This window comes from Nocardia sp. NPDC051833 (assembly GCF_040681225.1).
Classification (GTDB): Bacteria; Actinomycetota; Actinomycetes; order Mycobacteriales; family Mycobacteriaceae; genus Nocardia.
Map to the genome: position 1 here is coordinate 2,247,325 of NZ_JBFAYK010000001.1, position 25,415 is coordinate 2,272,739.

The window sequence follows — 25,415 nt, forward strand, 5'->3', positions numbered from 1 at the left end:
TCGCGGCCCCTGCCGCATCGACACTAACCAACACCGCCGCCGACTTCTCCGGTAGCGGTGGCTCGCACCGCCGCCGGTTTTAGCGGATGATTAGCTGGTGACCGCCAAGGATGAGCAGATCTTGTCGTACCTGACCGACATGGACGGCGTGCTGGTGCACGAGGATCAACTGATCCCGGGCGCCGACGAATTCCTCGCCGAGCTGCGCGACAACGAGATCCCGTTCCTTGTCCTCACCAACAACTCGATCCGCACCCCGCGCGATCTGCAGGCCCGGCTGCGCCAGACCGGCCTGGACATCCCCGAGGAATCCATCTGGACCTCGGCGCTGGCCACCGCCACCTTCCTCGACGATCAGCGACCCAACGGCACCGCGTACGTGGTCGGCGAGTCCGGCCTGACCACCGCGCTGCACGAGATCGGCTACGTCCTCACCGATGTCGATCCCGACTATGTGGTCCTCGGCGAGACCCGCACCTATTCGTTCGAGGCGATCACCACCGCGATCCGGCTGATCGATCGCGGCGCCCGCTTCATCGCCACCAACCCCGACGCGACCGGCCCGTCCCGCGACGGCGTGCTGCCAGCCACCGGCTCGGTCGCCGCGCTGATCACCCATGCCACCGGCAAGGACCCCTACTACGTCGGCAAGCCGAACCCGCTGATGATGCGCTCGGCCCTGCGCCGGATCGGCGCCCACTCGCAGACCACGGTGATGATCGGCGACCGCATGGACACCGACGTCATCTCCGGCCTGGAAGCCGGCCTGCGCACGATCCTGGTCACCTCCGGCATCTCCACCAAGACCTCGGTCGAGAAGTACCCCTTCCGCCCCACCCTGGTCGTCGACTCGGTCGCCGACCTGATCGGCCGCACCCGCACCCCCTTCCGGGAGTAGCTGGATGTGAGCTGCCTCACAGCGGAATAGGTTCCCACCCTCGCTGGTTATAGTTGCCATGGCAACCAAAGCGAGTCGAGGAGGGCCCGTGCAGTTCGGAATCTTCACCGTGGGCGATGTGACCACCGATCCCACGAACGGCCGCACTCCCACCGAGGCCGAGCGGATCAAGGCGATGGTCGCGATCGCGCAGAAGGCCGAGGAGGTGGGGCTCGACGTGTTCGCGATGGGCGAGCACCACAACCCGCCCTTCGTGCCGTCCTCGCCGACCACCATGCTCGGCTACATCGCGGGCCGCACCGACAAGATCACGCTGTCCACCTCCACCACGCTGATCACCACGAACGACCCGGTCAAGATCGCCGAGGACTTCGCGATGCTGCAGCACCTGGCCGACGGCCGGGTCGACCTGATGCTCGGCCGCGGCAACACCGGCCCGGTCTACCCCTGGTTCGGCAAGGACATCCGCGACGGCATCCCGCTGGCCATCGAGAACTACCACCTGCTGCACCGGCTCTGGCGCGAGGACGTCGTCGACTGGGAGGGCAAGTTCCGCACCCCGCTGCAGTCGTTCACCTCCACCCCGCGCCCGCTCGACGACGTCCCGCCGTTCGTCTGGCACGGCTCCATCCGCAGCCCGGAGATCGCCGAGCAGGCCGCCTACTACGGTGACGGCTTCTTCGCCAACCACATCTTCTGGCCCACCGACCACTTCCAGCGGCTGATCGAGCTGTACCGGCGCCGCTACGAGCACTACGGCCACGGCAGCGCCGACCAGGCCATCGTCGGCCTCGGCGGGCAGGTGTTCCTGCGCAAGAACTCCCAGGACGCGATCCGGGAATTCCGCCCGTACTTCGACAACGCGCCCGTCTACGGACACGGCCCGTCGCTGGAGGAGTTCACCGAGCAGACTCCGCTCACCGTCGGCAGCCCGGAGCAGGTCATCGAGAAGACGCTCACCTTCCGCGAGCACTTCGGCGACTACCAGCGCCAGCTGTTCCTGGTCGACCACGCCGGCCTGCCGCTGAAGACGGTGCTCGAGCAGCTCGACCTGCTCGGCGAGGAAGTGATTCCGGTGCTGCGCAAGGAATTCGCCGCCGGACGTCCCGCACACGTCCCCGACGCGCCGACCCACGAATCACTGCTCGCCGCCAAGACGTCCACGGAGGTGACCGCATGACGACCCGTATCGCGGTGGTGTCGGCCGGGCTCTCGCAGCCCTCGTCGACCCGGCTGCTGGCCGACCGGCTGGCCACCGCCACCGCCCGCGAGCTGCGCGCCGCCGGGGGCGAGGTCGAACTCGACTTCGTCGACCTGCGCGATCACGCCCGCGACCTGGCCGACAACCTGATCACCGGCTTCCCGGCCCCGTCGCTGCGGTCGGCGATCGATCAGGTCGTCACCGCCGACGGCCTGATCGCGGTGACCCCGATCTTCAGTGCCTCCTACAGCGGTCTGTTCAAGACCTTCTTCGATGTGCTGGAACCGGATTCGCTCGCGGGCAAGCCGGTGCTGGCCGGGGCCACCGGCGGGACCGAACGGCACTCGCTCGCTCTCGAACACGCGGTGCGTCCGCTGTTCGCCTACCTGCGCTCGATCGTCGTACCCACCGCCGTGTACGCCGCGTCGACGGACTGGGGCGCCAACGGCGCCGACCAGTCGCTCAACAACAGGATCGACCGCGCCGCGGCCGAATTCGCCACCCAGATCCTCGGCAGGCCCGCCACCGGACCCGCCGACCCGTACGACGAGCCGACCCCGTTCGCGGATCTGCTCGCCGCCAACCTTCCGCGCTAGAACCCAACCCCCACAAGGAGTTCCCATGACCACCGCCATCGCCAACGGCCTCACCGCGGGCACCTGGGCCATCGACCCCACCCACTCGACCGTCGGCTTCTCGGTCCGCCACCTGATGGTGAGCAAGGTCCGCGGCCGCTTCACCGACTTCGACGGCGCCCTCGTCATCGGCGCGGACGGCTCCGCCTCGGCCACCGCCGAGATCCGTGTCGACTCCCTCACCACCGACAACGCCCAGCGCGACGGCCACCTGCGCACCGCCGACTTCTTCCACGCCGAGCAGTTCCCGGTGATGACCTTCAAGTCCACCGGATTCCGCGGCGAGGGCAGCGATTTCGTCGTCGACGGCGAGTTCACCGTCCGCGGCAACACCAAGCCGGTCTCCCTCGAGGTCGAGTTCCTCGGCGTCAACGCGGGCATGGGCAACGGCCCGGTCGCCGGCTTCGAAGCCAAGACCGTCGTCTCCCGCCGCGACTTCGGCCTCGACATCGACATGCCGCTCCCCGACGGCGGCGCGGTCATCGGCGACAAGATCACCCTCACCCTCGAGATCGAGGTCGGCCTCCAGAGCTGACCCCGGCCCCACCTCCCGACGCCCCCGTCACCACAGTGGTGACGGGGGCGCCGTGCTGCCACCGACCCGGCGATAGGCTGTCTCGCGGCTTCCGCGGACCGATGACATTCGGCTAGAGGGCGCCGTCGTTTCGATCCTCGGCCGTGATCGCGTCGACCGCGACGGACAGTCGGGTCAGTGCGGCGACGATCGAGGCGAACTCCGCCGGGCCGAGTTCCTCGGCGAGACGGTGGGAGAGTTTCGCGTGCTGCGGGTTGATGCGCTGCACCGCCGCGCGGCCCGATTCCGTCGCCGCGACGAGCTTGGCCCGCTTGTGCGCCGGGTTGGGGCGGTACTCGCACAGGCCCTTGTCGACGAGCAGGTCGGCGATGCGCTGCACGCTCTGGCGGGTGATGCCCATCGCGCGGGCGATGCCCGCGACCGGGAGCGGTTCGGCGAGCACGGCGCCGAGCACCTGCCACCACGCGGCGGTCAGGCCGGCGGGGGCGGCCAATTCCTCGGCGATGGCGAGGAATTGGCCGTTGAGCTTGAACGAGGTGATCGCCGCCGTGGAGAAGAGTTCCTGGTCGCGGGCTGTCACGCGTGTGCGGCTTCGTATTCGGCGAGCACGGCGTACGCCGCCGGGTCGCGGTGCGCGAACAGCTGGTACCACGCCTCGATGACGTGCGGCTCGGACACCTCGAGCCGGGTGAAGACCTCCCTGGCGAACTCGAACGGCGACATGCCGTCGGCGGTGATCACGTCCCGGTCGGTGACGGCCGGTGCGTCGACATAGTGCTCGGCGCCCGAGTATCCGCTGTAGACAAGGTATTCGGCGGCATTGGAGGTGTGCGCGCGGTCGTCGAGCAGGCCCGCCTTGGCCAGGCCGAAGGTGGCGCCGCAAATGCCCGCGACCGGCACGCCCGCGGCGACGAACTCGCGCGCCTTGTCCGCGAACGGCACCAGCTCCTCACCCTCCCAGAGATCGGCGCCGGGCAGGATCAGCATCGCGCTGTCGGCCGGATCGAGATCGGCCAGCGCGAGGTCGGGCGTGACCCGCAGGCGGCCCATCGTGGTGATCGGCTCGGTGGTCAACCCGACCGTCGTCACCTGGAAAGTACCCGGCTCGCGATGCCAGCTGCCGTTGGCGAGCTGCGCGGTGGCGGCACCCACCTCCCAGTCGGCGAGGGTGTTGTACACGGCCATGTGAACTGTTCGCATCGTCATGACAGTATCCTGTCATATTTGACAGCTTGCTGTCAATAAGAAAATTGAAACCCACCGAAAGGCCGTCCGCCGTACGCTGACGTCACTCGGTGCGAGACAAGGAGACTCAGCGCGATGACCGACCCGGTACACGGCCTGACGGGCACCCTCACGTCACCGATCCGGGCCGCGGGCGCGCTGGGCGAGGTACTCGTGGCGATCCGCGGGGGAACCGAGACCTACCTCGCGCGGGCCGACGAGCCGCTCGCGGCCGGCGCCACCGTACTGATCGTCGCGGTGCATCCCGGCCGGCTGGTCGACGTCGTCGCCTGGATTCCGCTCACCAAGGAGGACTGAACATGCTGGGTTATCACGTTCCCGATCCCGACGAGGCGATGCTGGTCAGCGGCGCCAAGACCAAGGACAACGCCCCCTTCAAGGTGGTCATCGGCCGCGGCGCCTGGGTGGTGCCGCTGTTCCGCAAGGTCCGCTACCTCTCGCTGGCCATGTTCGAATCCGAGATCAGGGAACGCTGCGTCACCAAACAGGCCATCCAGCTCGACGTGCGCGCGGTGATCGCCTTCAAGGTCGCCAACGACACCTCCTCGATCGTCAACGCGGCCCAGCGCTTCCTGTCCGAGCAGGAGCAGGAGATGTCGGTGCTCACCGGCCGCATCTTCTCCGGCCACCTGCGCTCCATCGTCGGCTCGATGACGGTCGAGGAGATCATCCGCGAGCGCCAGAAGCTGGCCGACGAGGTCCTGCTCGCCTCGAAGGTGGAGATGGGCAATATCGGCCTGTGGGTCGACTCGTTCCAGATCCAGTCGATCGACGACGGGAACCTCGGCTACATCAACGCCCTGGCCGCACCGCACAACGCGGCCGTGCAGCGCGACGCCCAGATCGCCCAGGCCCAGGCCGCCCAGCGCGCCGCCGAGGCCGAGCAGGAGTCGCTGCGCCGCCGGGCCGAGTACGAGCGGGAGACCTCGATCCTCAAGGCGCAGTACCAGCGCGACATCGACAAGGCCAATGCCGAAGCGGCCCAGGCGGGTCCGCTCGCCGATGCCATCGCCCGGCAGGAGGTCCTCACCGCCCAGGCCGAGCAGGCCCGCAAGAACGCCGAACTGCGGGAACAGGAACTGCAGGCCGAAGTCGTGAAACCCGCACTGGCCGAGGCGGAACGCGTCCGCATCCTCGCCGAGGCCGAGGCCGACCGCACCCGCATCCAGGCCGAGGCCGCCGCCTCCAACAACCGGATCGCCCTGGACCAGTTGCTCATCGAGCAGTTGCCCGAGATCGTCAAGCAGGCCTCCAACGGCCTCGCCAACGCGAATCTCACCGTCCTCAACGGCCCCGACGGCGTCGGCGAACTGGTCAACGGCATGGTCGGCCAGGGGCTGACCGTCTTCAACTCCCTGCAGAAGGCGCTGTCGAACGGCGATACCGACAACGCCTGATCCCGGCATCCGGCCGGGCGCCATTAACGGCGCCCGGCCGGATGTCGATTCTCTGGCACGAACGCCGGATCGACGCAAGGAATGACTGATGGGATTGTGGATCGGCAGCCCCGAGCTGGACGCCTCCGAGAAGGTGATCTGGCAGCAACTCGCCAATCGAACGCAGGGCGGCAGGGCCGTCGGCGGACGTCTCTACCTGACCGGAGCCCGCCTGCTCTTCGTGCCCAACCACTTGGACGCGCTCACCGGCGGCAAGCGCTGGGAGGTGGCACTGAGCCAGGTGCGCGCCGTCGGCAGGCAGAGCCCGGACGGCGGCCTGTTCAGCGGCGGCCTGCGCACCCGCCTGCTCATCGAGACCGATACCGGCACCGAGCTTTTCGTCATCGGCCAGGTCGACGAGGTGATCGGGATCCTCGAAACGGCGGTCCCCCTGTAGCGCCGCCGGATCAGCCCCGCCAGTTCGACGGAGCCTGCTGGAACCCCGGCCGCGGCGTATCGAAGGTCGCGATCACCTCGCGCACGACCCGCACCGCGGCCCCAGGGCCGACCTCGGGCCATCGCTCGATCGCCTCGAACTTCACCGCCGAGCCGCTGTAGACGATCAGCTCGTCGGTCCGGGCGGGGTAGAAGCCGTAACCGATGCCGTCGGTGGTCTCGTAGTACTCGTGCCGCGTCGAGTAGGCCGAGTCGATCCGACCCGGTTCGGGCAGCGACACGATGCCGTCGGCGACCGCGCGATCGAGAATCTTCCCCATGACCCCGGTGAGCCCGATGGCCGTGGCGTAACCGACCTCGGCCGACCACGGGCCCCGATGCTCCTCACGCAGTGGCAGCTCGGCGGCGGGCCCGGTGAAAGTCCGGCCCGCCCACGCCACGATCGCGTCGTCGATCGGGAAAGTCCAGGTGCGCTCGTCGAAGAGCTCTTTCGCCCGCTGCCGACGGCGATCGTTCTCGGCGTAGTAGGCCTGACGTTCTTCCGCGTCCATCACCCGAAACTAGCAGCGCGCCAGCACATCCGGCGGTCGATGACCGTCGATGGGCTGGCGCGCAGCGGGTTTCAGCTCAGGGCGTGGTCGAGGTCGCCGAGGAGGTCCTCGATGTCCTCCAGGCCGACCGAGATGCGGACCACGCCGTCGGACAGGCCGATCGACGCGCGGCCCTCGGGGCCCATCGCGCGGTGGGTGGTGGTGGCGGGGTGGGTGATCAGGGTCTTCGCGTCGCCGAGGTTGTTGGAGATGTCGATGATGCGCAGGCGGTTCAGGACCTCGAAGGCGCGCTTCTTGCCGTCGTCGCCTGCCAGCTCGAAGGTGACGACGGTGCCGCCGCCGGACATCTGCGCGGTGGCGAGGGCGTGCTGCGGATGCGATTCCAGGAAGGGGTATTTCACCCAGTTCACGGACTTGTTCGTCTCCAGGAACTGAGCGACCTTCAGCGCGGATTCGGTGGACTGGCGCACGCGCAGCGGCATGGTCTCCAGGCCCTTGAGCAGGGTCCAGGCGTTGAACGGGCTCAGTGCGGGGCCGGTGTGGCGCATCAGGTTCTTCACCGGGCCGTCGATGTAGTCCTGGGCGCCGAGGATCGCGCCGCCGAGCACGCGGCCCTGGCCGTCGATGTGCTTGGTGCCGGAGTAGACCACCACGTCGGCGCCGAGTTCGAAGCCGCGCTGCAGCAGCGGGGTGGCGAAGACGTTGTCCAGCACCACCTTCGCGCCCGCGGCGTGCGCGAGCTCGGTGACCTTGCGGACGTCCACCAGGGTCTGCATCGGGTTGGCCGGGGTCTCGAAGAACACGGCCTGGGTGGGCACCGAGAGCGCCTGTTCCCACTGCTCGAGGTCGTCACCGTCGACGAAGACGGTCTCCACGCCCCAGCGCGGCAGGATCTCGTTGCACACCACGAAGCAGGAGCCGAACAGGCTGCGGGCGGCGACGAGGCGGTCGCCCGCCTTCAGCAGCGCGCCCAGCGCCGTGAACACCGCGGACATGCCGGACGCGGTCGCGAACGCGGCCTCGGCGCCGTCGAGCAGCCGGATGCGCTCCTCGAACATAGCCACCGTCGGGTTGCCGTAGCGGGAGTAGACGAAGTGCTCGACCTCGCCGGTGAACGACGCCTCGGCGGCCTCGGCGCTCTCGTAGACGAAGCCCGAGGTCAGGTAGAGCGCCTCGGAGGTCTCCTCGAAGCCGGAGCGGCGCAGACCGCCGCGGACGCCGAGGGTGGCCGGGCCGACGCCCTCGGGCAGTGGCTTGTCGAACGAACCACCGGTGATCATGCGTTTCTCCTTATGCCTGACGCCACGGCAGGCCGACCGCGCGCCAGCCGACGCTGCCGCGCTGCCCGAACGCGTCGGGGCCGCCCTCGAAACCGTCCAGCACGTTGTAGGACGGGGTGATGCCCGCCGCGGTCGCCACCGTCGCCGCTCCGATGGAGCGCTGACCGGAGCGACACAGGAACACCACGGGCGCGTCGTCCGGCCGCCCGGCCAGCGCCTGCTCGAGCTGCGCGCCGAAGTTCGGATTGCGGGTCCCGGTGCCGTCGACCCACTCGATGAAGTGGGCCGGACGCTCGATCGAGCTGGTGTCGGGGATGCCGATCTGTGCCCACTCGCCTTCGGTGCGCACGTCGACCAGCACCGCGTCGGGGTGCTCGGTCAGGATCTCCCACGCCTTCTCAGGGGTGATGTCGCCGGCGTAAGTCATGTCGAACCTCCTGCGTGAATCCGCTCTTGCCGTGCCGGTTCTCCGGGCACACGGCCAGGTCGTCACCCGGAGCACCCCACCGCGGAGGAGGGTTGCCGACCAGCGAGCCGGGGCTTGGCGCTGGTACTCATGACCTTGCGATCTGAGATTGCCCCGGCGGAGGTCACCGTGTCAAACAGTTCTACGGGGTGCAGACCAGCCAGTTGCCATCCACCCTGGTCAGGTTCCAGGTGCTGGTGGACGCCGTGTCGCCGATCCGCACGGTGGCGTCGATCTTGGCCCGGTCGCCGTTCACCGTCGCCTTGTCGAAACCCTTCTTGTCGATCGTCACTTCCGATTTCGGGCCACCGAGCCGTTCCGACAGGCCCGACTTCTCCTCGTCGAAGCCGGGGCAGGCGACACCGGGCGGCGGACGCAGCTCACTGCGCGAGCGCGCGTCGATATAGTTGGTGACGGCGGCCGCGAGCCGGTCGGCCTCTGTGACATTTTTCTCAGCGGGCGAGAGCAGCCCGCCGAGCACGATGCCGACGAGCACGATCACCGCGATCACCGCGGCCGCGACGAACGGGACGATGGAACGCTTGTCGGTCTGATCCACCACGATGGGCTGGTCTTCCGAGCCTGTCTGCTCCTCGTTCATGCTGTAATCCTGACAGACCAGGTGCGGGCAACCACACCGCACGCCGGGTGGCCACAACGCCGCAGATAGAATCGCCAGAATGCGGTGTGCCGCCGATCTCGAAGGCGGCTGCCAGCAGCCGGATCGTCAACTTAGCCTAAGCTAAATTGACGCCGTCAACAGTTCTCGACCAAAGGGTGCGCGTAGAAAATGACCGAACAGAGTGCAGCGACCCGCCCGCTCCGCATTGCGATCGTGGGCGCAGGACCGGCCGGTATCTACGCCGCCGACGCATTGATGAAGTCCGATGCCGATGTCAGCATCGACCTCTACGAGCGCATGCCCGCGCCCTTCGGCCTGATCCGCTACGGCGTCGCGCCCGACCACCCGCGCATCAAGGGCATCATCACCGCCCTGCACAAGGTCCTCGACAAGGACCAGGTGCGCCTGCTCGGCAACATCGACTACGGCACCGACATCACCCTCGACGACCTGCGTCAGTTCTACGACGCGGTCATCTTCTCCACCGGCGCCAACGCCGACCGCGCCCTGCCCATCCCGGGTATCGACCTCGACGGTTCCTACGGTGCCGCGGACTTCGTGTCCTGGTACGACGGGCACCCCGACGTGCCGCGTTCGTGGCCGCTCGAGGCGGAGAAGGTGGCCGTGCTCGGTGTCGGCAACGTCGCCCTCGACGTCGCCCGTGTGCTGGCCAAGACCGGTGACGAACTGCTGCCGACCGAGATCCCGCCGAACGTCTACAAGGGCCTGAAGGCCAACAAGGCCGTCGAGGTCCACGTCTTCGGCCGTCGCGGTCCCGCCCAGGCCAAGTTCACCCCGCTCGAGCTGCGCGAACTCGACCACTCGCCGACGATCGAGGTCATCGTCGACCCCGAGGACATCGACTACGACGAGGGCTCCGAAGCCGCGCGCCGCAACTCCAAGCAGGTCGACATGGTCGCCAACACCCTCGAGCAGTGGGCGATCCGCGATCAGGGCAACCGCCCGCACAAGCTGTTCCTGCACTTCTTCGAGTCCCCGGCCGAGGTCATCGGCGAGGACGGCAAGGTCGTCGGTCTGAAGACCGAGCGCACCCAGCTCGACGGCACCGGCAACGTCAAGGGCACCGGCGAGTTCAAGCAGTGGGACGTGCAGGCCATCTACCGCGCCGTCGGCTACCTGTCGCAGAACATCACCCAGCTGCCGTTCGACGACCAGGCGGGCACCGTGCCGAACGAGGCCGGTCGCGTGATCTCCGACGAGACCGCCGAGGGCGACGCCCGCTTCATGCCCGCCACCTACGTGACCGGCTGGATCAAGCGCGGCCCGGTCGGCCTCATCGGCCACACCAAGGGCGACGCCAACGAGACCATCGCCTGCCTGCTCGACGACGCCAAGGACTTCGCCCCGGCGCCGCAGCCCGAGCTGGACGCGGTCACCACGTTCCTCGAGAGCAAGGGCATCCCGTTCACCACCTGGGCGGGCTGGTACCGCCTCGACGCCCACGAGCGCGCCCTCGGCGAGCCCGAAGGCCGTGAGCGCGTCAAGGTCGTGGAGCGCGAGGACATGCTGCGCGCCTCCGAGCCGAACAAGGTCTAGCCACGGACGTCGGGCCCGAACTGTTCCATTCCGCCGAACTCGAGGCATTCTGTACAAGTGTTCGATGCCCACGTCCACATCATCGATCCGCGGTTCCCGCTGATCGAGAACGAAGGCTATCTGCCCGACCCCTACACCATCGCGGACTACCGAAAGCGGATGGAGCACTTCCATGTTCGCGGTGGTGCGGTGGTCAGCGCGTCGTTCCAGGGTTCCGACCAGTCCTATCTGAAGGCCGCGCTGGCGGCCCTCGGTGAGGACTGGGTCGGGGTCACCCGGCTGGATCTGGACGCCACCGACGACGAGATCATCGAGCTGGATCGCGCCGGCGTGCGCGCGCTCCGGTTCAATCTCAAGCGCGCCGCCGCCGACATCACCGAGATGACGTTGCAGGCGCTGCGCGCGCACGAGCTGGCCGGCTGGCACGTGGAGCTCTACATCGACGGCCAGATGCTGGCCTCACTGCAACCGGTGATCTCGAAACTGCCCGCGCTGTCCATCGACCACCTCGGCATGTCCGAGGAGGGCCTGCCCTACCTGCTGGATCTGGTCGATCGCGGCGCCAGGGTGAAGGCCACCGGTTTCGGCCGGGTCGACATGGACGTCGCCGAGACGCTGCGCCGCATCTACGCGGTCAACCCCGGTGCGCTGATGTTCGGCAGCGACCTGCCCGGCACCAGGGCGGGCAGGCCGTTCGCCGACGCCGATGTCGAACTGATCTGGCAGGTGGTCGGCGCCGACCTGCACTCGGTGCTCGAGGACAACGCCAGGGAGTTCTACCGGCTGCCGATCGCGGACCGGTCCACGGCCGATCCGCTGCCGACGACGCCCATCCCGCGCACCGACAATCCGACCGTGCCGATCCCCCGCGACGAACTGCCCGGCGCGGGCGAGCACACCCGCCCGCTGCCGGTCATCGAATAACTCAGGCCAGCATCGCGCCGGTGAACCAGACACCGGCGGCGATCAGCGCGCCGAAGAGCTCGACCAGCATCGACAGGCCGACACCCTTGAGCGCGTGCAGCGTCGCGGGCCAGGCCAGCTCGTTGGTCTTCAACCGGTACAGCTCGGCCAGGTACACGCCGAGCACGAAGCCGATGAACAGCCCGACGATCGGGATGACGAAGAAGCCGACGACGCCGAGGACCGCGCCGAACAGCAGCGCCTTGTTCGACACCCCCGCCTCGCGCATCCGCCTGCCCGGCCAGGTGTACTTGACGACGCCGGAGATGACCAGCGCGACCGAGGCGATCGCGAGCACCGTCCACGCGGTGCTGCCACCGGTCATGAAGGCCCACACCGCGATTGCCGCGAAGATCAGAATGACGCCGGGCAGAATCGGTACGATCACACCGATCAGGCCGACCAGAATGACAAGGCCTACAATGACCTCACCCCACACGCTCACTACCGGGTTCCTCCCATTGTGGCGCAGAGTCGCGCCACCGGAATTCTGACCCATGCCCTACCCGGCTCGCCATCCCGACGCTATTGTCAATGTGTCAATACCGTTCGACGATGAACAGAGGTCAGGTGTGAGCGAGCCTTGGCGAGCGAACCAGAAGCACAGCGCGCGATCGCGCACGACGGAACCGAGCGCCAGCGAGGTGCAGTCGTGAGCGAGTCCGCCGCCAAGCAGGGACCCCTCGCGGGTATCAAGGTCATCGAGCTGGCCGGCATCGGGCCCGGTCCCCACGCCGCGCTACTGCTGGCCGATCTCGGCGCCGATGTGGTTCGCGTGCAGCGTCCCGGCATGATGCCCGGATACATGGAGCGACCGCAGTGGCGCGGCCGGACCATCGTCGAGGCGAACCTGAAGGATCCGGCCGACGTCGCCAAGATCCTCGACCTGGTCGAGCGGGCCGATGTGCTGCTGGAGGGCTTCCGCCCCGGCGTCACCGAGCGCATGGGCCTCGGCCCCGACGACGCGCTGGCCCGCAACCCGCGCCTGGTCTACGGCCGGATGACCGGCTGGGGCCAGTACGGTCCGCTCGCCGATCGCGCAGGCCACGACATCAACTACATCTCGCTGACCGGTGTGCTCAACGCCATCGGCCGCAAGGGTGAGCGGCCGGTGCCGCCGCTGAACATGGTCGGCGACTTCGGTGGCGGCTCGATGTTCCTGGTGTTCGGTGTGCTGGCCGCGCTGGTCGAGCGGCAGAGCTCCGGGCAGGGCCAGGTCATCGACGCCGCGATGGTCGATGGCGCGCTTGCCCTTTCGCACATGATGTGGGGCATGCGCGGGGTCGGCCTGTGGTCCGACGAGCGCGGCACCAACCTGCTCGACACCGGCATGGCGTTCTACGACACCTACGAGACCTCCGACGGCAAGTACATGGCCGTCGGCGCGATCGAGCCGCAGTTCTACGCCCAGCTGCTGGCCGGGCTGGAGATCGACGCGGAGGGTCTGCCGATGCAGCTCGACCCGAACGGGCAGGACCAGCTGCGCAAGCTGTTCGCGGACAAGTTCAAGACCAAGACCCGCGACGAGTGGGCCGCGATCTTCGACGGTACCGACGCCTGCACCACCCCCGTGCTCACCTTCACCGAGGCCACCGAGAATCCGCACATCGCGGCCCGTACCGGCCTGATCGAGATCGAGGGCGTGGTCCAGCACGCGCCCGCGCCGCGGTTCTCCCGCACCCCCGGCGGCGTGCCGACCCCGCCGCCGTCGGAGACGACACCGATCGAATCGGTCTGGGCTGACTGATTCTCCGGCCTGTCGTCGGTAGTCTCAGCGACTATCGACGACAGGCCACGGATCCGAACCGGCCACCGGCCACCGAAGGTGCTCACCGCGCTGATCGCGGTCACCACCTTCGGCGCCGCGCTGCTCGCCTTCGCGGTGGCCGAGGCCCTGCTCGACGATCGCCACGCGCAGCTCGCCGAATCCCGTTGCCGCAGCGACCTGCCGGTCCCGATCACGGTCAGCCTGCTCAACGGGCTCGCGGCCGGGCTGCTGGCGGCCACCACCATCGCGCTGGTGTGCCTGCTGATGCTGCTGTTCCGCTATCCGTCCGCGCGTGGCGTCGCCGTGCCGCTCACCACCGTGGCCATCGTGATCTCGACGCTGTTCATGCTCGGCGCCGGGTACGAGACCGTGCGGCCGCACCCGGCCACCTACCACTCGTGCGGATTCGGCTGACTCAGTAGCAGGTCAGCGGCTGGAGCGGATCGGCGGCGCGCGGGGTCAGCGCGTCGTAGGCGGCGGCGATGGACTTCACGGCCAGGCGCAGCTCGGCCTCCGGGTGGGTGAAGGGCAGGCGCAGGAACCGCTCGAACGCGCCCTGGACGCCGAAACGCGGTCCGGCGGCGAGCAATACACCGTGATTGGGCGCGGTGGCGGCCAGTGCCGTCGACACCGGGCTCGGCAGCTGCGCCCACACCGACATGCCGCCCGCGCCGGGCGTGATGTGCCAGCCGGGGAGATCCTCGGCGACGGCGTCGAGCAGGGCGGCGCGCTGGGCACGCAGCTGCTCGCGACGGCGCGCCAGGATCGGTTCGGCGTGCTCGAGCAGGTGCACGGTGGCCAGCTGGTCCATCACCGGCGTGCCGAGGTCGACAGTGGCGCGGATGCCGAGCAGCTTGGTGATCAGCGCCTGGTTGGTGCGGATCCAGCCGACCCGCAGGCCACCCCAGAACGACTTCGACGCCGAGCCGATGGTGATGATCTCCGGGCCCTTGGCGAACGCGGCGACCGGCGGCGGCATGGTGTCGCCGGACAGGTTCAGCTCGCTCATCGACTCGTCGACGACGATGGTCATCCTGGTGTCGCGGGCGATGGCCGCCAGTTCGGCGCGGCCGTCGGCGTCGAGCAGCAGGCCGGTGGGGTTGTTGAAGTCGGGGACCAGGTAGGCCAGCGTCGCCGCGGTCTGCCTGGCGGTGCTGCGCAGCCCGTCGAGATCCCAACCGGCGTGCGGTGATTCGGGCCGCAGCGGCACCGGGATCGGGCGGGCGCCGACATCGCGGATGGCCTCGATGGCATTCGGGTAGCTGGGGTGCTCGATCAGCACGCGCGCGGCGGGCGAGGTGAGGACGTTGAGCAGCAGCCGCAGGCCGTGCTGGGCGCCGAGGGTCACCAGGATCTGGTCGGGTTCGGTGGGCAGGCCACGGGCGGTGTAGCGGCGGGCCAGCGCCTCGCGCAGCGCCAGCACCCCGACCGGGTCCATGCCGTGCGTACCGAGGTAGGCCGGAATGCCTTGTAGTGCGGCGGAATACGCGTCGTGCAGCTCCGGCGGCGCCGACATCGCCGCGTAGGTCATGTCGATGGTCGGCAGCTCGGGCTGCGCCATCAGGGCCATGATGCCGCGGGTCGGCTTGGAACCGTCGTGCTGGATGGCCGGCGGCAGCGCCACCGTGCTGCGCGAACCCTGACGGCTGATCAGGTAGCCGTGCTCGCGCAGCAGCGAGTAGGTGGAGGTGATCGTCGTGCGGCTGACGCCGAGGGTGGCGGCCAGGTCCCGCTCGCTGGGCAGCGCGACGCCGAGCGGGGCGCGGCCGTCGTGGATCAGCAGCCGGATGGCCTCGGCCAGGGCCAGATAGGCGGGCCGGTGCGGACGGCGCTCCGGGGAATCGCCGTCGGTTTCGGGGTCACGCCACCGGCCGAGGTCGCGGGCCAGGCCGGACGCGCCGATCACTCTTGTCGCCATGGAGTCCAGTATTCCGTAAGTGGATATTTCTAGGCAAGGCCAGTCGGAGGATTCTTACGTCATGACCACTTTTCTCGCCCTCGCCGTCGCCACCGCCTTCGGATACGCGGTCTACCACTTCTCCCCGAAACAGGGCGAGCTGCCGTTCTGGCCGTTCCAGTCCTCGCCGCACGACCGCGCCTTCGGCACCTATGATGACCAGCGACTCTTCCGCGACCTCGATGCCGTGCGGGTGCACGACGACGAGCCGCCGACCGAAGCGCCGAAGGCCACCGAAACCAGTCCAGTCCAGTTGCCGGAAACTGGCCTTCTCAAGGCCGGTGAGCGCGGGCCACTCGCCGCGTGACCGGGGGCGGACCCGAATCTGTCACCGGGTCGGCGCACACTGTGCTCATGAGTTCCGGAACCCGGACCGAACCGGTTGCCGCGGCACTGTTCGACACCGCGATCGGCCTGTGCGCCATCGCCTGGCACGGCGACACCGTCGTGCGGTTCCAGCTGCCCGAGGCGAGCGAGGAGGAGACGCTCGCCCGGATCACCAGGCCACTGGCGGGCGCGCCGGCCGTCGAGGACGAGCCAGGACCCGTGATCACCGCCGCGATCACGGGCATCCGCGCGCACCTAGCGGGCACGCTGGACGCCCTGCGCTGGATCGACGTCGACCTGCGCGGCGTGCCCGAGTTCTACCGGGGCGTCTACGCCGTCACCCGCGACATCGACCCCGGCCACACCCTCAGCTACGGCGACATCGCCACCCGCCTCGGCGCTCCCGGCTCGGCCCAGGCCGTCGGACAGGCACTGGGCCGCAACCCCATTCCGCTCATCATCCCGTGTCACCGCGTGCTCGCCGCCGACCACGCGCTGCACGGCTTCTCCGCACCCGGCGGCATCGGCACCAAGGCCCGGCTGCTGGAGATCGAGCGCACCCCCGGCTTCGGCGAGCCGATGCTGTTCTGACCCGGCCCGACCGATGAGTTCCCGGTCGCCGGGCCGTCCTCATGGCGGGTGACGCAGCACGCGCACCTCGGGAAACCCGTGCCGACCTGCGATGGACGCGATCGCGTACCGTCGAGTCCGGTGGTCACACGGCCCGAATGCGAGAGGAACCACGATGCAGACTGTGACGTCGGCCGACGGCACCACGATTGCCTACGACCGGGTCGGGGACGGAACGGCGGGCACCGTCATCCTGATCGGCGGGGCGTTCAGCTACCGCGAGTACACGACCATGGTCGAGCTCGCGCAGACCCTGGCGACCGATTTCGGTCTGACGGTGCTCAACTACGACCGGCGCGGGCGCGGTGACAGCGCCGACTCCCCCGGCGTGTACGACGTGGCCAACGAGATCGCCGACATCGCCGCGCTGGTCGAGGCCGCGGGCGGGCAGGCGGCGCTGTTCGGCTGGTCCTCGGGCGCCGCGCTGGCACTGCTCGCCGCGCGTGAGGTGGCGGGGGTGACCGCGGTGGTCGCGTTCGAGCCGCCGTTCGTCGTCGACCCGAAAGACCATGTGCCGCCGAAGAATCTGGCCGACAAGCTGCATCCGATGATCGCCGCGGACAAGCGCAACAAGACGGTGCGGTACTACATGACCAAGGCGATGGGCATGCCGTGGCTGATGGTGTCCGCGATGCGGCTGACCCCGTTCTGGAAAAACCTTGCCGCGACCTCGAATTCGACGGCCCACGACTGGGCGGTGATGCGGCCGTACATGCTCGGCAAGTCGCTCGATCCCGCCGACTGGAGCGAGGTGAAGGTCCCGGTCCTCGTCCTCGCCGGCGACCGCACCTCCCCGATGCTCACCCGGGGCGCCAAGGCCGCGGCCGCGGCCCTGCCCGACGCGACCTTCGCCGAACTCCCTGGCGTGAGCCACAACCCGAAGATCTCCATCCTGGCCCCCGCCATCGGCGATTTCCTCACCGCCACCCCCTGAACGGACCTGCCGATCAGGGTGGCGGTGGGTGATCGCGGTAGAACTGGCAGGGCTCGCCGGTGAGGTAGCCGTCCATGCAGGCGAAGTAGGTCTGGACGCAGGCATTGCTGGTGCAGCCCGCCGTGTACAGCATGCCCCGGATGCGCTCGTTGCGCTGTTGCGACGGCGCGAGGGTCTGCGCGGGCGGGAGCACCGAGCTCACCGGCGCCGGGCTGGGTGGCGGCGTTGTCTCGCTGGGCGACGAGCAGCCGGACACGACAGCGAGCGTCAGCAGCGCTGACAAGGCCAGACCCGCGCGCACCGTCATCCGTCACCTCCGTCCGAAACCCGACTCGACGGTACTACCGCCGGGTCCGGCCTGCCCAGGGCGGCGCGGTGGAGACCGACCGTGCGCGACGAAACTGGGCTCGTCCGCACCGTGGATCGCCGCGACCGGCACATCGACCTCGTCGAAACCGCGGGCAGGCCCGGCCGGACGCGTGAAGTCGCCTCCTGGCCGCTGCCGACTACCTCACAGGCGGCCTGAAGCACCGCGGCGGGGAGGCGAGCGCCGCCCGATTCAGTGTCTAGAGCGTGGCGCCGTAACCGCTGCCGAGCACACCGCCCGCGACCGCACCGGCAGCCGCGGCGGGGATTCCGAGCGCCGCGGCGCCGACGGCCGCGCCTGCGGCGGCACCGATCGCGGCGCCCGCCCCTGTGGTCGCCGCCGCGATCGGCCACGCAGCGGCGAAGCCGCCGGCGATAGCGGGGAGCGCGCCGGCGCCGGCGGTGGGAATGGCGGCCGCACCGGCGAGGATCGCGGTCGCGCCCGCGGTGCCCGCGGCACCGACCGCGAAGCCGACACCGGCACCGATTCCGGCGCCGATCAAGCCACCGCCCACAGCGCCGACGGCGGCGGCGGGGACACCAACGAGGGCCGCACCGGCCAGCGCGCCACCGACCGTCGCGGCGGCGATCTTGTCGGAGCGGCTGGGGTTGATGCCGATGGAGCGGCCCTGGGTCGCGATGGCGGCCTCGACGTCGGCGGCGGTTGTGTTCACGCCGTCGAGGACCTCGCCGGGAACCTCGTCGGGGACGGGGCTGGTGAAGTCGCCGACGCGCAGGGTGCGCGGGGGCGGGGCGATGGGCGCCACGGGCTCGACCGGCTCGGGGAGATGCAGTTCCTCGATGACGATCGGCGGCGGCGGGGCGGTGTACTCGGGCACCGGACGCGATTCCGGGCGCTCGGGGGCGAGGCGCTCCAGGGTGTCGGGAACGTCGAAGTTCGCGAGATCGGAACGGCCGTCGTCGGCGGGCGCCGGCGTGTTCACGCCGGGCTGTTCCGGGTTGATCCCCGGCTGCGGCACCGCGATCGCGATACCGGCGCAGGCGACGGCCAGCGCCATCGGCAGCACGCCGACGAGCGGGCGAGCGACCCGCCGCGCCGTCGAAGAGTTCACATCATCGGACCGACGGATCACGCCGAACACCCACTCACACACTCGACACAGTGCGGCACGTCCCCGCGTACCGCGCAGCGACGATAGCGGTAGCCGAGCGGATGCTGTCAAATCGATAGCGAGTCGACATCACTCGCGCGTGTCACCACTGAGCTGCGACGACGACCCACCCAGCCCCGGAACCCCGACCTCGAGGAGGGGTCGCCGCGCAGCGGCGGTCGCGGCCGTCCCGTCGATCGGGCGCCGTTGCGCAAGCGACGAAGGAGCAAGCAACGGTGCCTGATCGACGGGACAGGAGGGGCCGCGACTCGAGCGCGCCAGCGCTCAGATCAACCCAGCACGTCGTGGCGCACGATCGTCTGATCGCGGCCGGGGCCGACGCCGATGCACGAGATCCGCGCGCCCGAAAGCTCTTCCAGCCGCAGCACATACGCCTGCGCGTTGGCGGGCAGCTCCTCGAAGGTGCGGGCGTGCGAGATGTCCTCCCACCAGCCGGGCATCTCCTCGTAGATCGGCTTGGCGTGGTGGAACTCGGTCTGGGTGGTCGGCATCTGCTCGACCCGCTCACCGTCGATCTCGTAGGCGACGCAGATCGGCACGGTGTCCAGACCCGACAGCACGTCGAGCTTGGTGAGGAAGTAGTCGGTGATGCCGTTGACGCGCGTGGCGTAGCGGCTGATCACCGCGTCGAACCAGCCGCAGCGACGGGCGCGGCCGGTGGTGACACCCACCTCGCCGCCCTGCTTGGCCAGGAACTCGCCGAAGTTGTCGAACAGCTCGGTCGGGAACGGGCCGGAGCCGACGCGGGTGGTGTAGCACTTGAGGATGCCGAGCACCGTGTCGATCTTGTTCGGGCCGATGCCGGAACCGACCGCCGCGCCGCCCGAGGTCGGGTTGGACGAGGTGACGAACGGGTAGGTGCCGTGGTCGACGTCGAGCAGGGTGCCCTGCGAGCCTTCCAGCAGGATGGTGTCGCCGCGCTCGAGCGCCAGGTTCAGCTCGAGGCGGGTGTCGGCGATGCGGTGCTTGAACGACTCCGCCTGGCCGAGCACCTCGTCGACCACCTGCTGCGGGTCCAGCGCGCGGCGGTTGTAGATCTTCACCAGCACCTGGTTCTTGAATTCCAGTGCGGCCTCGACCTTCTGGGTGAGGATCTTCTCGTCCAGCACGTCGGCGACGCGGACGCCGACGCGGGCGACCTTGTCCTGGTAGCAGGGGCCGATGCCACGGCCGGTGGTGCCGATCTTGCGGCTGCCGAGGAAGCGCTCGGCGACCTTATCGATGGCCACGTGGTACGGCATGATCAGGTGCGCGTCGGCCGAGAGCAGCAGGCCGGAGGTGTCCACCCCACGCTCTTCGAGACCGGCCAGCTCTTCGAGCAGCACGCCGGGATCGACCACGACACCGTTGCCGATGACGTTCTGCACACCGGGGGTGAGGATGCCGGACGGGATCAGGTGCAGCGCGAACTTGTCGCCGTTGGGGAGCACGACCGTGTGGCCTGCGTTGTTGCCGCCCTGGTAACGAACGACCCACTGCAACCGCTCACCGAGCAGGTCGGTAGCTTTGCCCTTACCCTCGTCGCCCCATTGGGCGCCGATGAGGACGATTGCCGGCATTTCGCGTCTCCTACAGATCGACAGCAGCACACGGTGTACTGCAGCTACCTGCCGATTGAGGCGGTGGCCGGAGACACAGTCTAGTCGACGCCTGATCAGGGCCCTCCGACCTGCCCTGTCCGAGCACGCCGACCCCCGGCCGCTCCGGGTGCCACGATCGGTTACGGTTACTTGCCGGCAGGGGGTTTGGCCGTGTTCGAGGGCGACACACCGTCGACCCGACCGAGGAGGGTGTACCGCAGTTTGAGTACCCACGTTCTCCGATGTGGTGACATGCCGGTCCCGATCGCGCTGGCCTCGCAGCCGACCACGCAGACCGAGCCGGTGCCCGATACCGCCGTGATCGATGAGCTGCTGCCGGTGCTGGCCGCCGACAGCCTGCCGCGCCTGATCGTGCTCGGCTCCGACGCCGCCCTGGCCGCCGTGCTCACCCATCTGATGCGCACCGAACGCCTGCATGTCGAGGTCGGGTTCGTCCCGGTCGAGACGACCTACGCCTCGCGGGTCTATCAGACCGCGACCGGCAACGCCGCCGCGAAGATCGCGCTGGAGGGCCGGGCCATCGAGACCCCGCTGATCCGCGACGACACCGGCACCGTGCTCGTCGGCCGGGCCAGTATCACCGGCATCGATGGCGCCAAGCTCGAGGGCGAGGCCTACGTCGACGACACGCTGCTGTTCACCGGCATCGTGACGACGATGCTGATCTCACCGACGATGACGATGCCCGGTGTCCGCGCCAGGGTCCGCAAGGGCTTCCGCAAGCGCACCTGGGTGTCGGGTCGCGCCGCGCAGCTCGGCACGCCGGGCGCGATCGTCACCCGCGACGGGATCACCACCGAACGCAAGGTGCCCCGCTCGACCTTCTACCGCTTCGAACAACCCTGGCTCCTGGTGCGATGACCTCTTCCTTCCCCACCGGCAGGCAGACCGGCCACAGCGCCGTCCGCCCGAGCCCGGTCTTCCTGCTCATCGTGCTGATCACCGTGCTCGGTGGCGCGCTCGCCTGGGACGCCGACATCGAGTCGGTGCGCGCGAAGGTCGGCGTGTTCGTGCTCGTGGTGTTCGGCTGGATCATCAGCCTGTGCCTGCACGAATTCGCGCACGCCTATGTCGCGTGGCGCGCGGGTGATCATGAAGTGGAAGTGCGGGGATATCTCACCCTGAATCCGCTGAAATACAGCCACCCGGTGCTCTCGATCGGATTGCCGCTGATTTTCATCGCGCTCGGCGGTATCGGATTGCCCGGCGGCGCGGTGTATGTGGACACGACCCGATTCCGCTCGGGGGTGCAGCGGCTGGTCAGCGCGGTCGGTCCGGCGTCCAATCTGCTGTGCGCGGTGGTGCTGCTCGTGGTGATCCGCGCGTTCGGGACGATGCAGGAGCACGCCGGGTTCTGGTGTGGGCTCAGTTTCCTGGCGTTCTTGCAGATCACCGCGTTTCTGCTGAACATCCTGCCGGTGCCGGGCCTGGACGGGTTCGGGATCATCGAGCCCTCGCTGAGCTACGAGACCCGGCGGTCGCTCGACCAGATCAAGCCCTACGGAATGCTCGTTCTCTTCGCTGTCATCTTCTTCACACCATTGAGCCGGGTGTTTTTCGACGCTGTTTACGCTTTGTTCGAACTTTCCGGGGTACCTGACGGGTGGGCTGCCTACGGTAGCCACATGACCCGCTTCTGGCGTTGATAGCCTGTCGCCGGTCAACCTCGACTCTGGAACGGAAACGCGTATGGGCACCACCGAATCGCCCGTCATCCTCTCTGTCGTCATCCCGGTACTCGACGAAGCCTCGGTCATCGCCGCCTGCCTGGAGCGGCTGGTCGGTCAGGACGCCATCGACGAGATCGTCGTCGTCGACAACGGCAGCACCGACCGCACCAGGGAGATCGTCGCCGAGCTAGCCGCCCGACATCCGAAGATCGAGCTGATCGAGGAGCCGAATCCCGGCGTCGCGCACGCCCGCAACACCGGCTTCGACAAGGCGCGCGGCGACTACCTCGGCCGTATCGACGCCGACACCATGGTCGCGCCCGACTGGGGCGCCACCGTGCGCGCGCACCTCGACGCGCATCCGGACACCGTCGCAGTGACCGGCATCAGCACCTACCACGACTCCCCGATCGGCTTCTTCCTCGCCGCCGCGATCGGTGGCCAGCAGCGCCTCGGCCTGATCAAGCACCAGCCCGTCGGCAATGTGCACGGCGCCAATATGGCGATCCGGCGGACCGCGTGGGAGCAGGTGCACGCGGACACCACCACCCGTCGCGACCTGCACGAAGACCTCGACCTCGCGCTCTGCCTGACCAAGGCGAAGCTGCGCATCGACCAGCTGCCGCGGCTGCGCGCGGAGATCTCGGCGCGCCGCCGCCAGACCCCGCCGAGCGTCTGGTGGAAGTACCAGCTGCGTGGCCTGGAGACCATCGCCAACCAGGGTTACAACGTGGTGGGCTTCCACCGCGCCGTGATCACCGGCGCCTGGGTGATGCACACCTCGCAGTGGCCGATCTACCGGGTGTGGGACTTCGACCGCAAGCGGTTCACGCTGCGTCCCGGCCGCCCCAGGGTCTCCCCCGTCGGCGACTGATCCCTCACTCTTCGGGCGTCACATACGGATTGGGCACGGTGGGCGGGAGCAGCGCCATCGCCGAGATGCGCTGCATCCCGCACACGACCATCAGATCCACCACGATCGACCGGATCTGCGCGAACACCACGTGCGCCGAAAGACCGGCCCCGACAACGAGTTCGGGTCTGGCCTTCTTGGCGACGCTGCGCAGCGCGCGGGTGGCCTCGGCCTGATCGGGCTGCTCGCCCGGATCGGCCAGCATCATCCTGCGGACCACATCGGTGGCGTTGCCGAGCTGGTCGACCAGGTCGATCAGGCGGGGGTCGAGCACCTCGTCGTCGCGGACGAGGGTGAGGGAACGGCGTAGCAGCACCCGGGTATTGCGGACGGCGTTGTCGAGCGGGTCGGCCGCCGAATGGATGCGGGCCAGGCGCTTGCGGGAGTTCCAGTACAGCGGCGAGATCCGGCTGACCTCGCGACCGCCCTCCAGCGCCGAGCGCAGGGCGTCGATCTGCTTCTGGGTGGCGCGCACCGCGGTCAGCGACTCGTGCACCTTGTCCGAGTCCTGCTCGAGCAGGCCGTCGGCGCAGGTGATCATCGATTTGCTCATCACCGACAGCACGTCGGCCGCGTGCTCGCGGGCCCGGCGCACCGGATGCAGCGGGATCAGCCCGACCATGAGCACGCCGACCAGCCCGCCGACCAGGGCGTCGATCATCCGGCTCGGGCCCGCGCCCGGCGATTGGCTCAGCGTCGAGACCAGCACCGCCGACCCCGCGGCCTGGATGGTGATGATCGAGCCGCCGTCGAGGAACACCGAGCACGCCATCGCGGCGGCGACCACCAGGCCCACCTGCCAGACCCCGGTGCCGACCTGGGCGATGAACAGGTCACCGATGCCGATGCCGACGGCGACCCCGACCACCAGCTCCACCGAGCGCCGGATCCGGGCGCCGAAGGAGATGCCGATCGAGACGACCGCGGCGGTGGGCGCGAAGAACGGGTCGGGATGCCCGATGACGTTGTGCGCGATGAACCACGCCAGCGCGGCGCCGAGCGAGCACTGGATGATCGGGATGGTCGACAGACGCAGACGCACCGCCGACGCCTTCAGGCGATCGACGGTGCTGTCCTTGGCGGCGGCGACGACCGGAGTCGCCGCGGCGACGACGGAATGGGGATCGCTCACCTACGGCTCGGATCCGGTCGCCGGCTCAATCCAGGCCGAGTTCGGCCGCCGCGTGCGGATCGCAGTCCTCGAGCAGGTCCAGGCAGCGGGCGTATTCCTCGGTCTCGCCGATGAGCTTGGCCGCCCTGGCCAGCGCGCCGACGCTGCGCAGGAAACCCTGGTTCGGCTCGTGATTCCACGGGACCGGGCCGAAACCCTTCCAGCCGTTGCGGCGCAGCAGGTCGAGGCCGCGGTGGTAGCCGGTGCGGGCGAAGGCGTAGGCGGCGACGGTGTCGTGGGTGACCTCGTCGCCCGCGCGCTCGAGCGAGGCCTCGGCCAGCTGTGCCCAGGCGATCGAGGCGGCCGGATGATCGGCGGCGACCTTCACCGGGTCGGCGCCAGCCGCGATGGCGTCCTCGGCGTCGATCAATTCGGGAAGGAGGACCGGCTGCGGTCCGAGCAGGTCACCGAAGGAGGTCATGGGTTCATTGTGCACCGCGGCCCGTCACGACGTCGCCCGGCCCGCCGCGAGGCGATCGGCGAACCCCTCGGCGCGACGCGCACTAGGCTGAGGCGCGAGTGGAACGTTCGAGCCTGAGCGAGGGGTACTAGGTGTCCGACCCGACCGACGAGAACAACGCGGCAGCCGAATCTGCCGAGCCCGGCGCGACCGCCCAGCGCGGCGCCGATTCGTCGAGCACCGCGCCGTCGACCGGCGCGCCCAAGTCGACCCCCGAAGCGGTCACCGAACCGGGCAGGCCGACCGTTTCCCCAGGTACCACGGAGACCGTGGTCATCCGGCGCGGTGATCTGCCGGGTGCGGCCGGGCAGGGTTCGAGCCCGTCCGGACGGGCTGCCGACTCGGCCGGTCCTTCGGGCGGATCGGGCACCGCGCCGGGCAGTTCCTCGGGACCCGGCAACGCGACCGGTGGCCGACGCCCCGATGACCAGTCGACCGAGCGACATACGAACGCGCCCGGCGGACGCCAGTCGTCGGAACGACCCGCGAACGGCCCCGGCGGCCACCAGCCGTCCGCGCCCGGCGGCCAGCGGCCGGGCAACCCACCGGCCGGACAGCAGCCGCCGGGACGTCCCGGTGGCCCGCGCCCGCAGGCAGAACCCGCCGCACCTCCGCCACGCCGAGCCCAGCCGGTCCGTTCCTCGAACCCGGCTGCCGGACAGCGTCCTTCCGGCCCCGGCAGTCCGGGCAACCAGCCCGG

General features: G+C 69.3%; 32 protein-coding genes and 1 riboswitch. Of the genes, 18 read left to right on the plus strand and 14 right to left on the minus strand.

The features are described 5' to 3' along the window. Positions 1-97 precede the first annotated feature (97 nt). The 4 genes from AB0L91_RS10105 (at position 98) to AB0L91_RS10120 (ending at position 3,269) form a co-directional block, all read left to right on the plus strand. Positions 98-898 carry an HAD-IIA family hydrolase gene (locus tag AB0L91_RS10105; RefSeq protein WP_365008785.1) on the plus strand — a complete coding sequence of 267 codons (801 nt, stop codon included), beginning with the start codon at positions 98-100 and terminating at the stop codon, positions 896-898. Positions 899-986: 88 nt separating this feature from the next. Further along, a complete protein-coding gene (locus tag AB0L91_RS10110; RefSeq protein WP_365008788.1) occupies positions 987-2,078 on the plus strand; it encodes an LLM class flavin-dependent oxidoreductase in 1,092 nt (363 codons plus the stop codon). Beyond that, positions 2,075-2,695: an FMN reductase gene (locus AB0L91_RS10115; RefSeq protein WP_365008791.1), complete on the plus strand. Its 621-nt coding sequence runs from the start codon at positions 2,075-2,077 to the stop codon at positions 2,693-2,695. Before AB0L91_RS10110 ends, AB0L91_RS10115 begins: the two co-directional genes overlap by 4 nt. 25 nt (positions 2,696-2,720) lie before the next feature. Then, positions 2,721-3,269 (plus strand): YceI family protein, encoded by a 549-nt coding sequence (locus tag AB0L91_RS10120; protein WP_365008793.1) that lies wholly within the window; start codon positions 2,721-2,723, stop codon positions 3,267-3,269. A gap of 112 nt (positions 3,270-3,381) precedes the next feature. Here the strand turns inward: AB0L91_RS10120 and AB0L91_RS10125 are convergent, their stop codons facing one another. Further along, positions 3,382-3,849 (minus strand): MarR family transcriptional regulator, encoded by a 468-nt coding sequence (locus tag AB0L91_RS10125; protein WP_365008795.1) that lies wholly within the window; start codon positions 3,847-3,849, stop codon positions 3,382-3,384. Further along, the gene (locus AB0L91_RS10130) at positions 3,846-4,475 is read right to left on the minus strand and encodes a DJ-1/PfpI family protein (protein ID WP_365008798.1); all 630 of its coding nucleotides are present in this window, start codon (positions 4,473-4,475) and stop codon (positions 3,846-3,848) included. Before AB0L91_RS10130 ends, AB0L91_RS10125 begins: the two co-directional genes overlap by 4 nt. Before the next feature lie 114 nt (positions 4,476-4,589). On the opposite strand from AB0L91_RS10130, the gene AB0L91_RS10135 reads away from it, so the two are divergent. From AB0L91_RS10135 to AB0L91_RS10145, 3 genes are all read left to right on the plus strand, one after another. Next, on the plus strand, positions 4,590-4,811 hold the full coding sequence (locus AB0L91_RS10135) for a hypothetical protein (protein WP_355274578.1): 222 nt from the start codon (positions 4,590-4,592) through the stop codon (positions 4,809-4,811). 2 nt (positions 4,812-4,813) lie between these two features. Beyond that, entirely contained in the window at positions 4,814-5,911 is a 1,098-nt protein-coding gene (locus tag AB0L91_RS10140) for an SPFH domain-containing protein (protein ID WP_365008799.1), read from the plus strand. Between the two features lie 88 nt (positions 5,912-5,999). After that, on the plus strand, positions 6,000-6,347 hold the full coding sequence (locus AB0L91_RS10145; protein ID WP_365008802.1) for a hypothetical protein: 348 nt from the start codon (positions 6,000-6,002) through the stop codon (positions 6,345-6,347). Between the two features lie 10 nt (positions 6,348-6,357). On the opposite strand, the gene AB0L91_RS10150 is transcribed toward AB0L91_RS10145, so the two are convergent. The 4 genes from AB0L91_RS10150 to AB0L91_RS10165 all read right to left on the minus strand — a co-directional run bounded on the left by AB0L91_RS10150 (position 6,358) and on the right by AB0L91_RS10165 (position 9,244). Then, complete coding sequence (locus tag AB0L91_RS10150) at positions 6,358-6,897, minus strand: hypothetical protein (protein ID WP_365008804.1); 540 nt, start codon at positions 6,895-6,897, stop codon at positions 6,358-6,360. 71 nt (positions 6,898-6,968) lie between these two features. Further along, positions 6,969-8,177, minus strand: a complete 1,209-nt coding sequence (locus AB0L91_RS10155) for an O-succinylhomoserine sulfhydrylase (protein WP_365008806.1) — start codon at positions 8,175-8,177, stop codon at positions 6,969-6,971. Positions 8,178-8,187: 10 nt separating this feature from the next. After that, positions 8,188-8,604, minus strand: a complete 417-nt coding sequence (locus AB0L91_RS10160) for a rhodanese-like domain-containing protein (protein ID WP_365008809.1) — start codon at positions 8,602-8,604, stop codon at positions 8,188-8,190. A gap of 17 nt (positions 8,605-8,621) precedes the next feature. After that, positions 8,622-8,739: riboswitch (SAM riboswitch) on the minus strand. A gap of 46 nt (positions 8,740-8,785) precedes the next feature. Next, positions 8,786-9,244, minus strand: a complete 459-nt coding sequence (locus AB0L91_RS10165; protein ID WP_365008811.1) for a hypothetical protein — start codon at positions 9,242-9,244, stop codon at positions 8,786-8,788. Positions 9,245-9,433: 189 nt separating this feature from the next. On the opposite strand from AB0L91_RS10165, the gene AB0L91_RS10170 reads away from it, so the two are divergent. Together AB0L91_RS10170 and AB0L91_RS10175 are read left to right on the plus strand one after the other, a co-directional pair. After that, complete coding sequence (locus tag AB0L91_RS10170; protein WP_357342248.1) at positions 9,434-10,822, plus strand: FAD-dependent oxidoreductase; 1,389 nt, start codon at positions 9,434-9,436, stop codon at positions 10,820-10,822. 57 nt (positions 10,823-10,879) lie between these two features. Beyond that, on the plus strand, positions 10,880-11,746 hold the full coding sequence (locus tag AB0L91_RS10175; protein WP_365008814.1) for an amidohydrolase family protein: 867 nt from the start codon (positions 10,880-10,882) through the stop codon (positions 11,744-11,746). A gap of 1 nt (position 11,747) precedes the next feature. Here AB0L91_RS10175 and AB0L91_RS10180 read toward each other — a convergent pair whose 3' ends face one another. Continuing rightward, positions 11,748-12,230, minus strand: a complete 483-nt coding sequence (locus AB0L91_RS10180) for a DUF456 domain-containing protein (protein ID WP_355274691.1) — start codon at positions 12,228-12,230, stop codon at positions 11,748-11,750. A 207-nt stretch (positions 12,231-12,437) separates the two neighbouring features. Between AB0L91_RS10180 and AB0L91_RS10185 the strand changes: the two genes are divergently transcribed. After that, on the plus strand, positions 12,438-13,532 hold the full coding sequence (locus AB0L91_RS10185; protein WP_355274694.1) for a CaiB/BaiF CoA-transferase family protein: 1,095 nt from the start codon (positions 12,438-12,440) through the stop codon (positions 13,530-13,532). 78 nt (positions 13,533-13,610) lie between these two features. Beyond that, positions 13,611-13,967 (plus strand): hypothetical protein, encoded by a 357-nt coding sequence (locus AB0L91_RS10190; protein WP_365008817.1) that lies wholly within the window; start codon positions 13,611-13,613, stop codon positions 13,965-13,967. Between the two features lies 1 nt (position 13,968). Here the strand turns inward: AB0L91_RS10190 and AB0L91_RS10195 are convergent, their stop codons facing one another. Next, complete coding sequence (locus tag AB0L91_RS10195) at positions 13,969-15,471, minus strand: PLP-dependent aminotransferase family protein (protein WP_365008819.1); 1,503 nt, start codon at positions 15,469-15,471, stop codon at positions 13,969-13,971. A 61-nt stretch (positions 15,472-15,532) separates the two neighbouring features. Here AB0L91_RS10195 and AB0L91_RS10200 point away from each other — a divergent pair, with 61 nt between their 5' ends. The 3 genes from AB0L91_RS10200 (at position 15,533) to AB0L91_RS10210 (ending at position 17,401) form a co-directional block, all read left to right on the plus strand. Then, positions 15,533-15,817 (plus strand): hypothetical protein, encoded by a 285-nt coding sequence (locus AB0L91_RS10200; RefSeq protein WP_365008820.1) that lies wholly within the window; start codon positions 15,533-15,535, stop codon positions 15,815-15,817. A 47-nt stretch (positions 15,818-15,864) separates the two neighbouring features. Next, positions 15,865-16,428 carry an MGMT family protein gene (locus tag AB0L91_RS10205; RefSeq protein WP_365008823.1) on the plus strand — a complete coding sequence of 188 codons (564 nt, stop codon included), beginning with the start codon at positions 15,865-15,867 and terminating at the stop codon, positions 16,426-16,428. A 154-nt stretch (positions 16,429-16,582) separates the two neighbouring features. Beyond that, a complete protein-coding gene (locus AB0L91_RS10210; protein WP_365008825.1) occupies positions 16,583-17,401 on the plus strand; it encodes an alpha/beta hydrolase in 819 nt (272 codons plus the stop codon). Positions 17,402-17,414: 13 nt separating this feature from the next. Here the strand turns inward: AB0L91_RS10210 and AB0L91_RS10215 are convergent, their stop codons facing one another. After that, positions 17,415-17,708, minus strand: coding sequence for a hypothetical protein (locus tag AB0L91_RS10215; RefSeq protein ID WP_357342238.1), 294 nt, complete (start codon positions 17,706-17,708; stop codon positions 17,415-17,417). Between the two features lie 81 nt (positions 17,709-17,789). On the opposite strand from AB0L91_RS10215, the gene AB0L91_RS10220 reads away from it, so the two are divergent. Next, on the plus strand, positions 17,790-17,927 hold the full coding sequence (locus AB0L91_RS10220) for a hypothetical protein (protein WP_365008828.1): 138 nt from the start codon (positions 17,790-17,792) through the stop codon (positions 17,925-17,927). A 40-nt stretch (positions 17,928-17,967) separates the two neighbouring features. Here AB0L91_RS10220 and AB0L91_RS10225 read toward each other — a convergent pair whose 3' ends face one another. Both AB0L91_RS10225 and AB0L91_RS10230 read right to left on the minus strand, forming a co-directional pair. Continuing rightward, entirely contained in the window at positions 17,968-18,840 is an 873-nt protein-coding gene (locus AB0L91_RS10225) for a hypothetical protein (RefSeq protein WP_365008830.1), read from the minus strand. A 329-nt stretch (positions 18,841-19,169) separates the two neighbouring features. Continuing rightward, positions 19,170-20,459 (minus strand): adenylosuccinate synthase, encoded by a 1,290-nt coding sequence (locus AB0L91_RS10230; RefSeq protein ID WP_355274712.1) that lies wholly within the window; start codon positions 20,457-20,459, stop codon positions 19,170-19,172. A 273-nt stretch (positions 20,460-20,732) separates the two neighbouring features. Here AB0L91_RS10230 and AB0L91_RS10235 point away from each other — a divergent pair, with 273 nt between their 5' ends. Genes AB0L91_RS10235 through AB0L91_RS10245 form a run of 3 tightly spaced genes read left to right on the plus strand, consistent with a single transcriptional unit; the run spans position 20,733 to position 23,045 of the window. Further along, complete coding sequence (locus AB0L91_RS10235) at positions 20,733-21,362, plus strand: hypothetical protein (RefSeq protein ID WP_355274714.1); 630 nt, start codon at positions 20,733-20,735, stop codon at positions 21,360-21,362. Next, positions 21,359-22,147, plus strand: coding sequence for a site-2 protease family protein (locus AB0L91_RS10240; RefSeq protein ID WP_365008833.1), 789 nt, complete (start codon positions 21,359-21,361; stop codon positions 22,145-22,147). Before AB0L91_RS10235 ends, AB0L91_RS10240 begins: the two co-directional genes overlap by 4 nt. Positions 22,148-22,190: 43 nt before the next feature. After that, positions 22,191-23,045, plus strand: coding sequence for a glycosyltransferase (locus tag AB0L91_RS10245; RefSeq protein ID WP_365008835.1), 855 nt, complete (start codon positions 22,191-22,193; stop codon positions 23,043-23,045). Positions 23,046-23,049: 4 nt separating this feature from the next. On the opposite strand, the gene AB0L91_RS10250 is transcribed toward AB0L91_RS10245, so the two are convergent. From AB0L91_RS10250 to AB0L91_RS10260, 3 genes are all read right to left on the minus strand, one after another. Next, the gene (locus tag AB0L91_RS10250; RefSeq protein WP_357342234.1) at positions 23,050-24,216 is read right to left on the minus strand and encodes an FUSC family protein; all 1,167 of its coding nucleotides are present in this window, start codon (positions 24,214-24,216) and stop codon (positions 23,050-23,052) included. Positions 24,217-24,241: 25 nt separating this feature from the next. Then, positions 24,242-24,676, minus strand: coding sequence for a DUF3151 domain-containing protein (locus AB0L91_RS10255; RefSeq protein WP_355274722.1), 435 nt, complete (start codon positions 24,674-24,676; stop codon positions 24,242-24,244). A 127-nt stretch (positions 24,677-24,803) separates the two neighbouring features. Continuing rightward, entirely contained in the window at positions 24,804-24,992 is a 189-nt protein-coding gene (locus AB0L91_RS10260) for a hypothetical protein (protein WP_365008839.1), read from the minus strand. Positions 24,993-25,415: the final 423 nt, after the last annotated feature.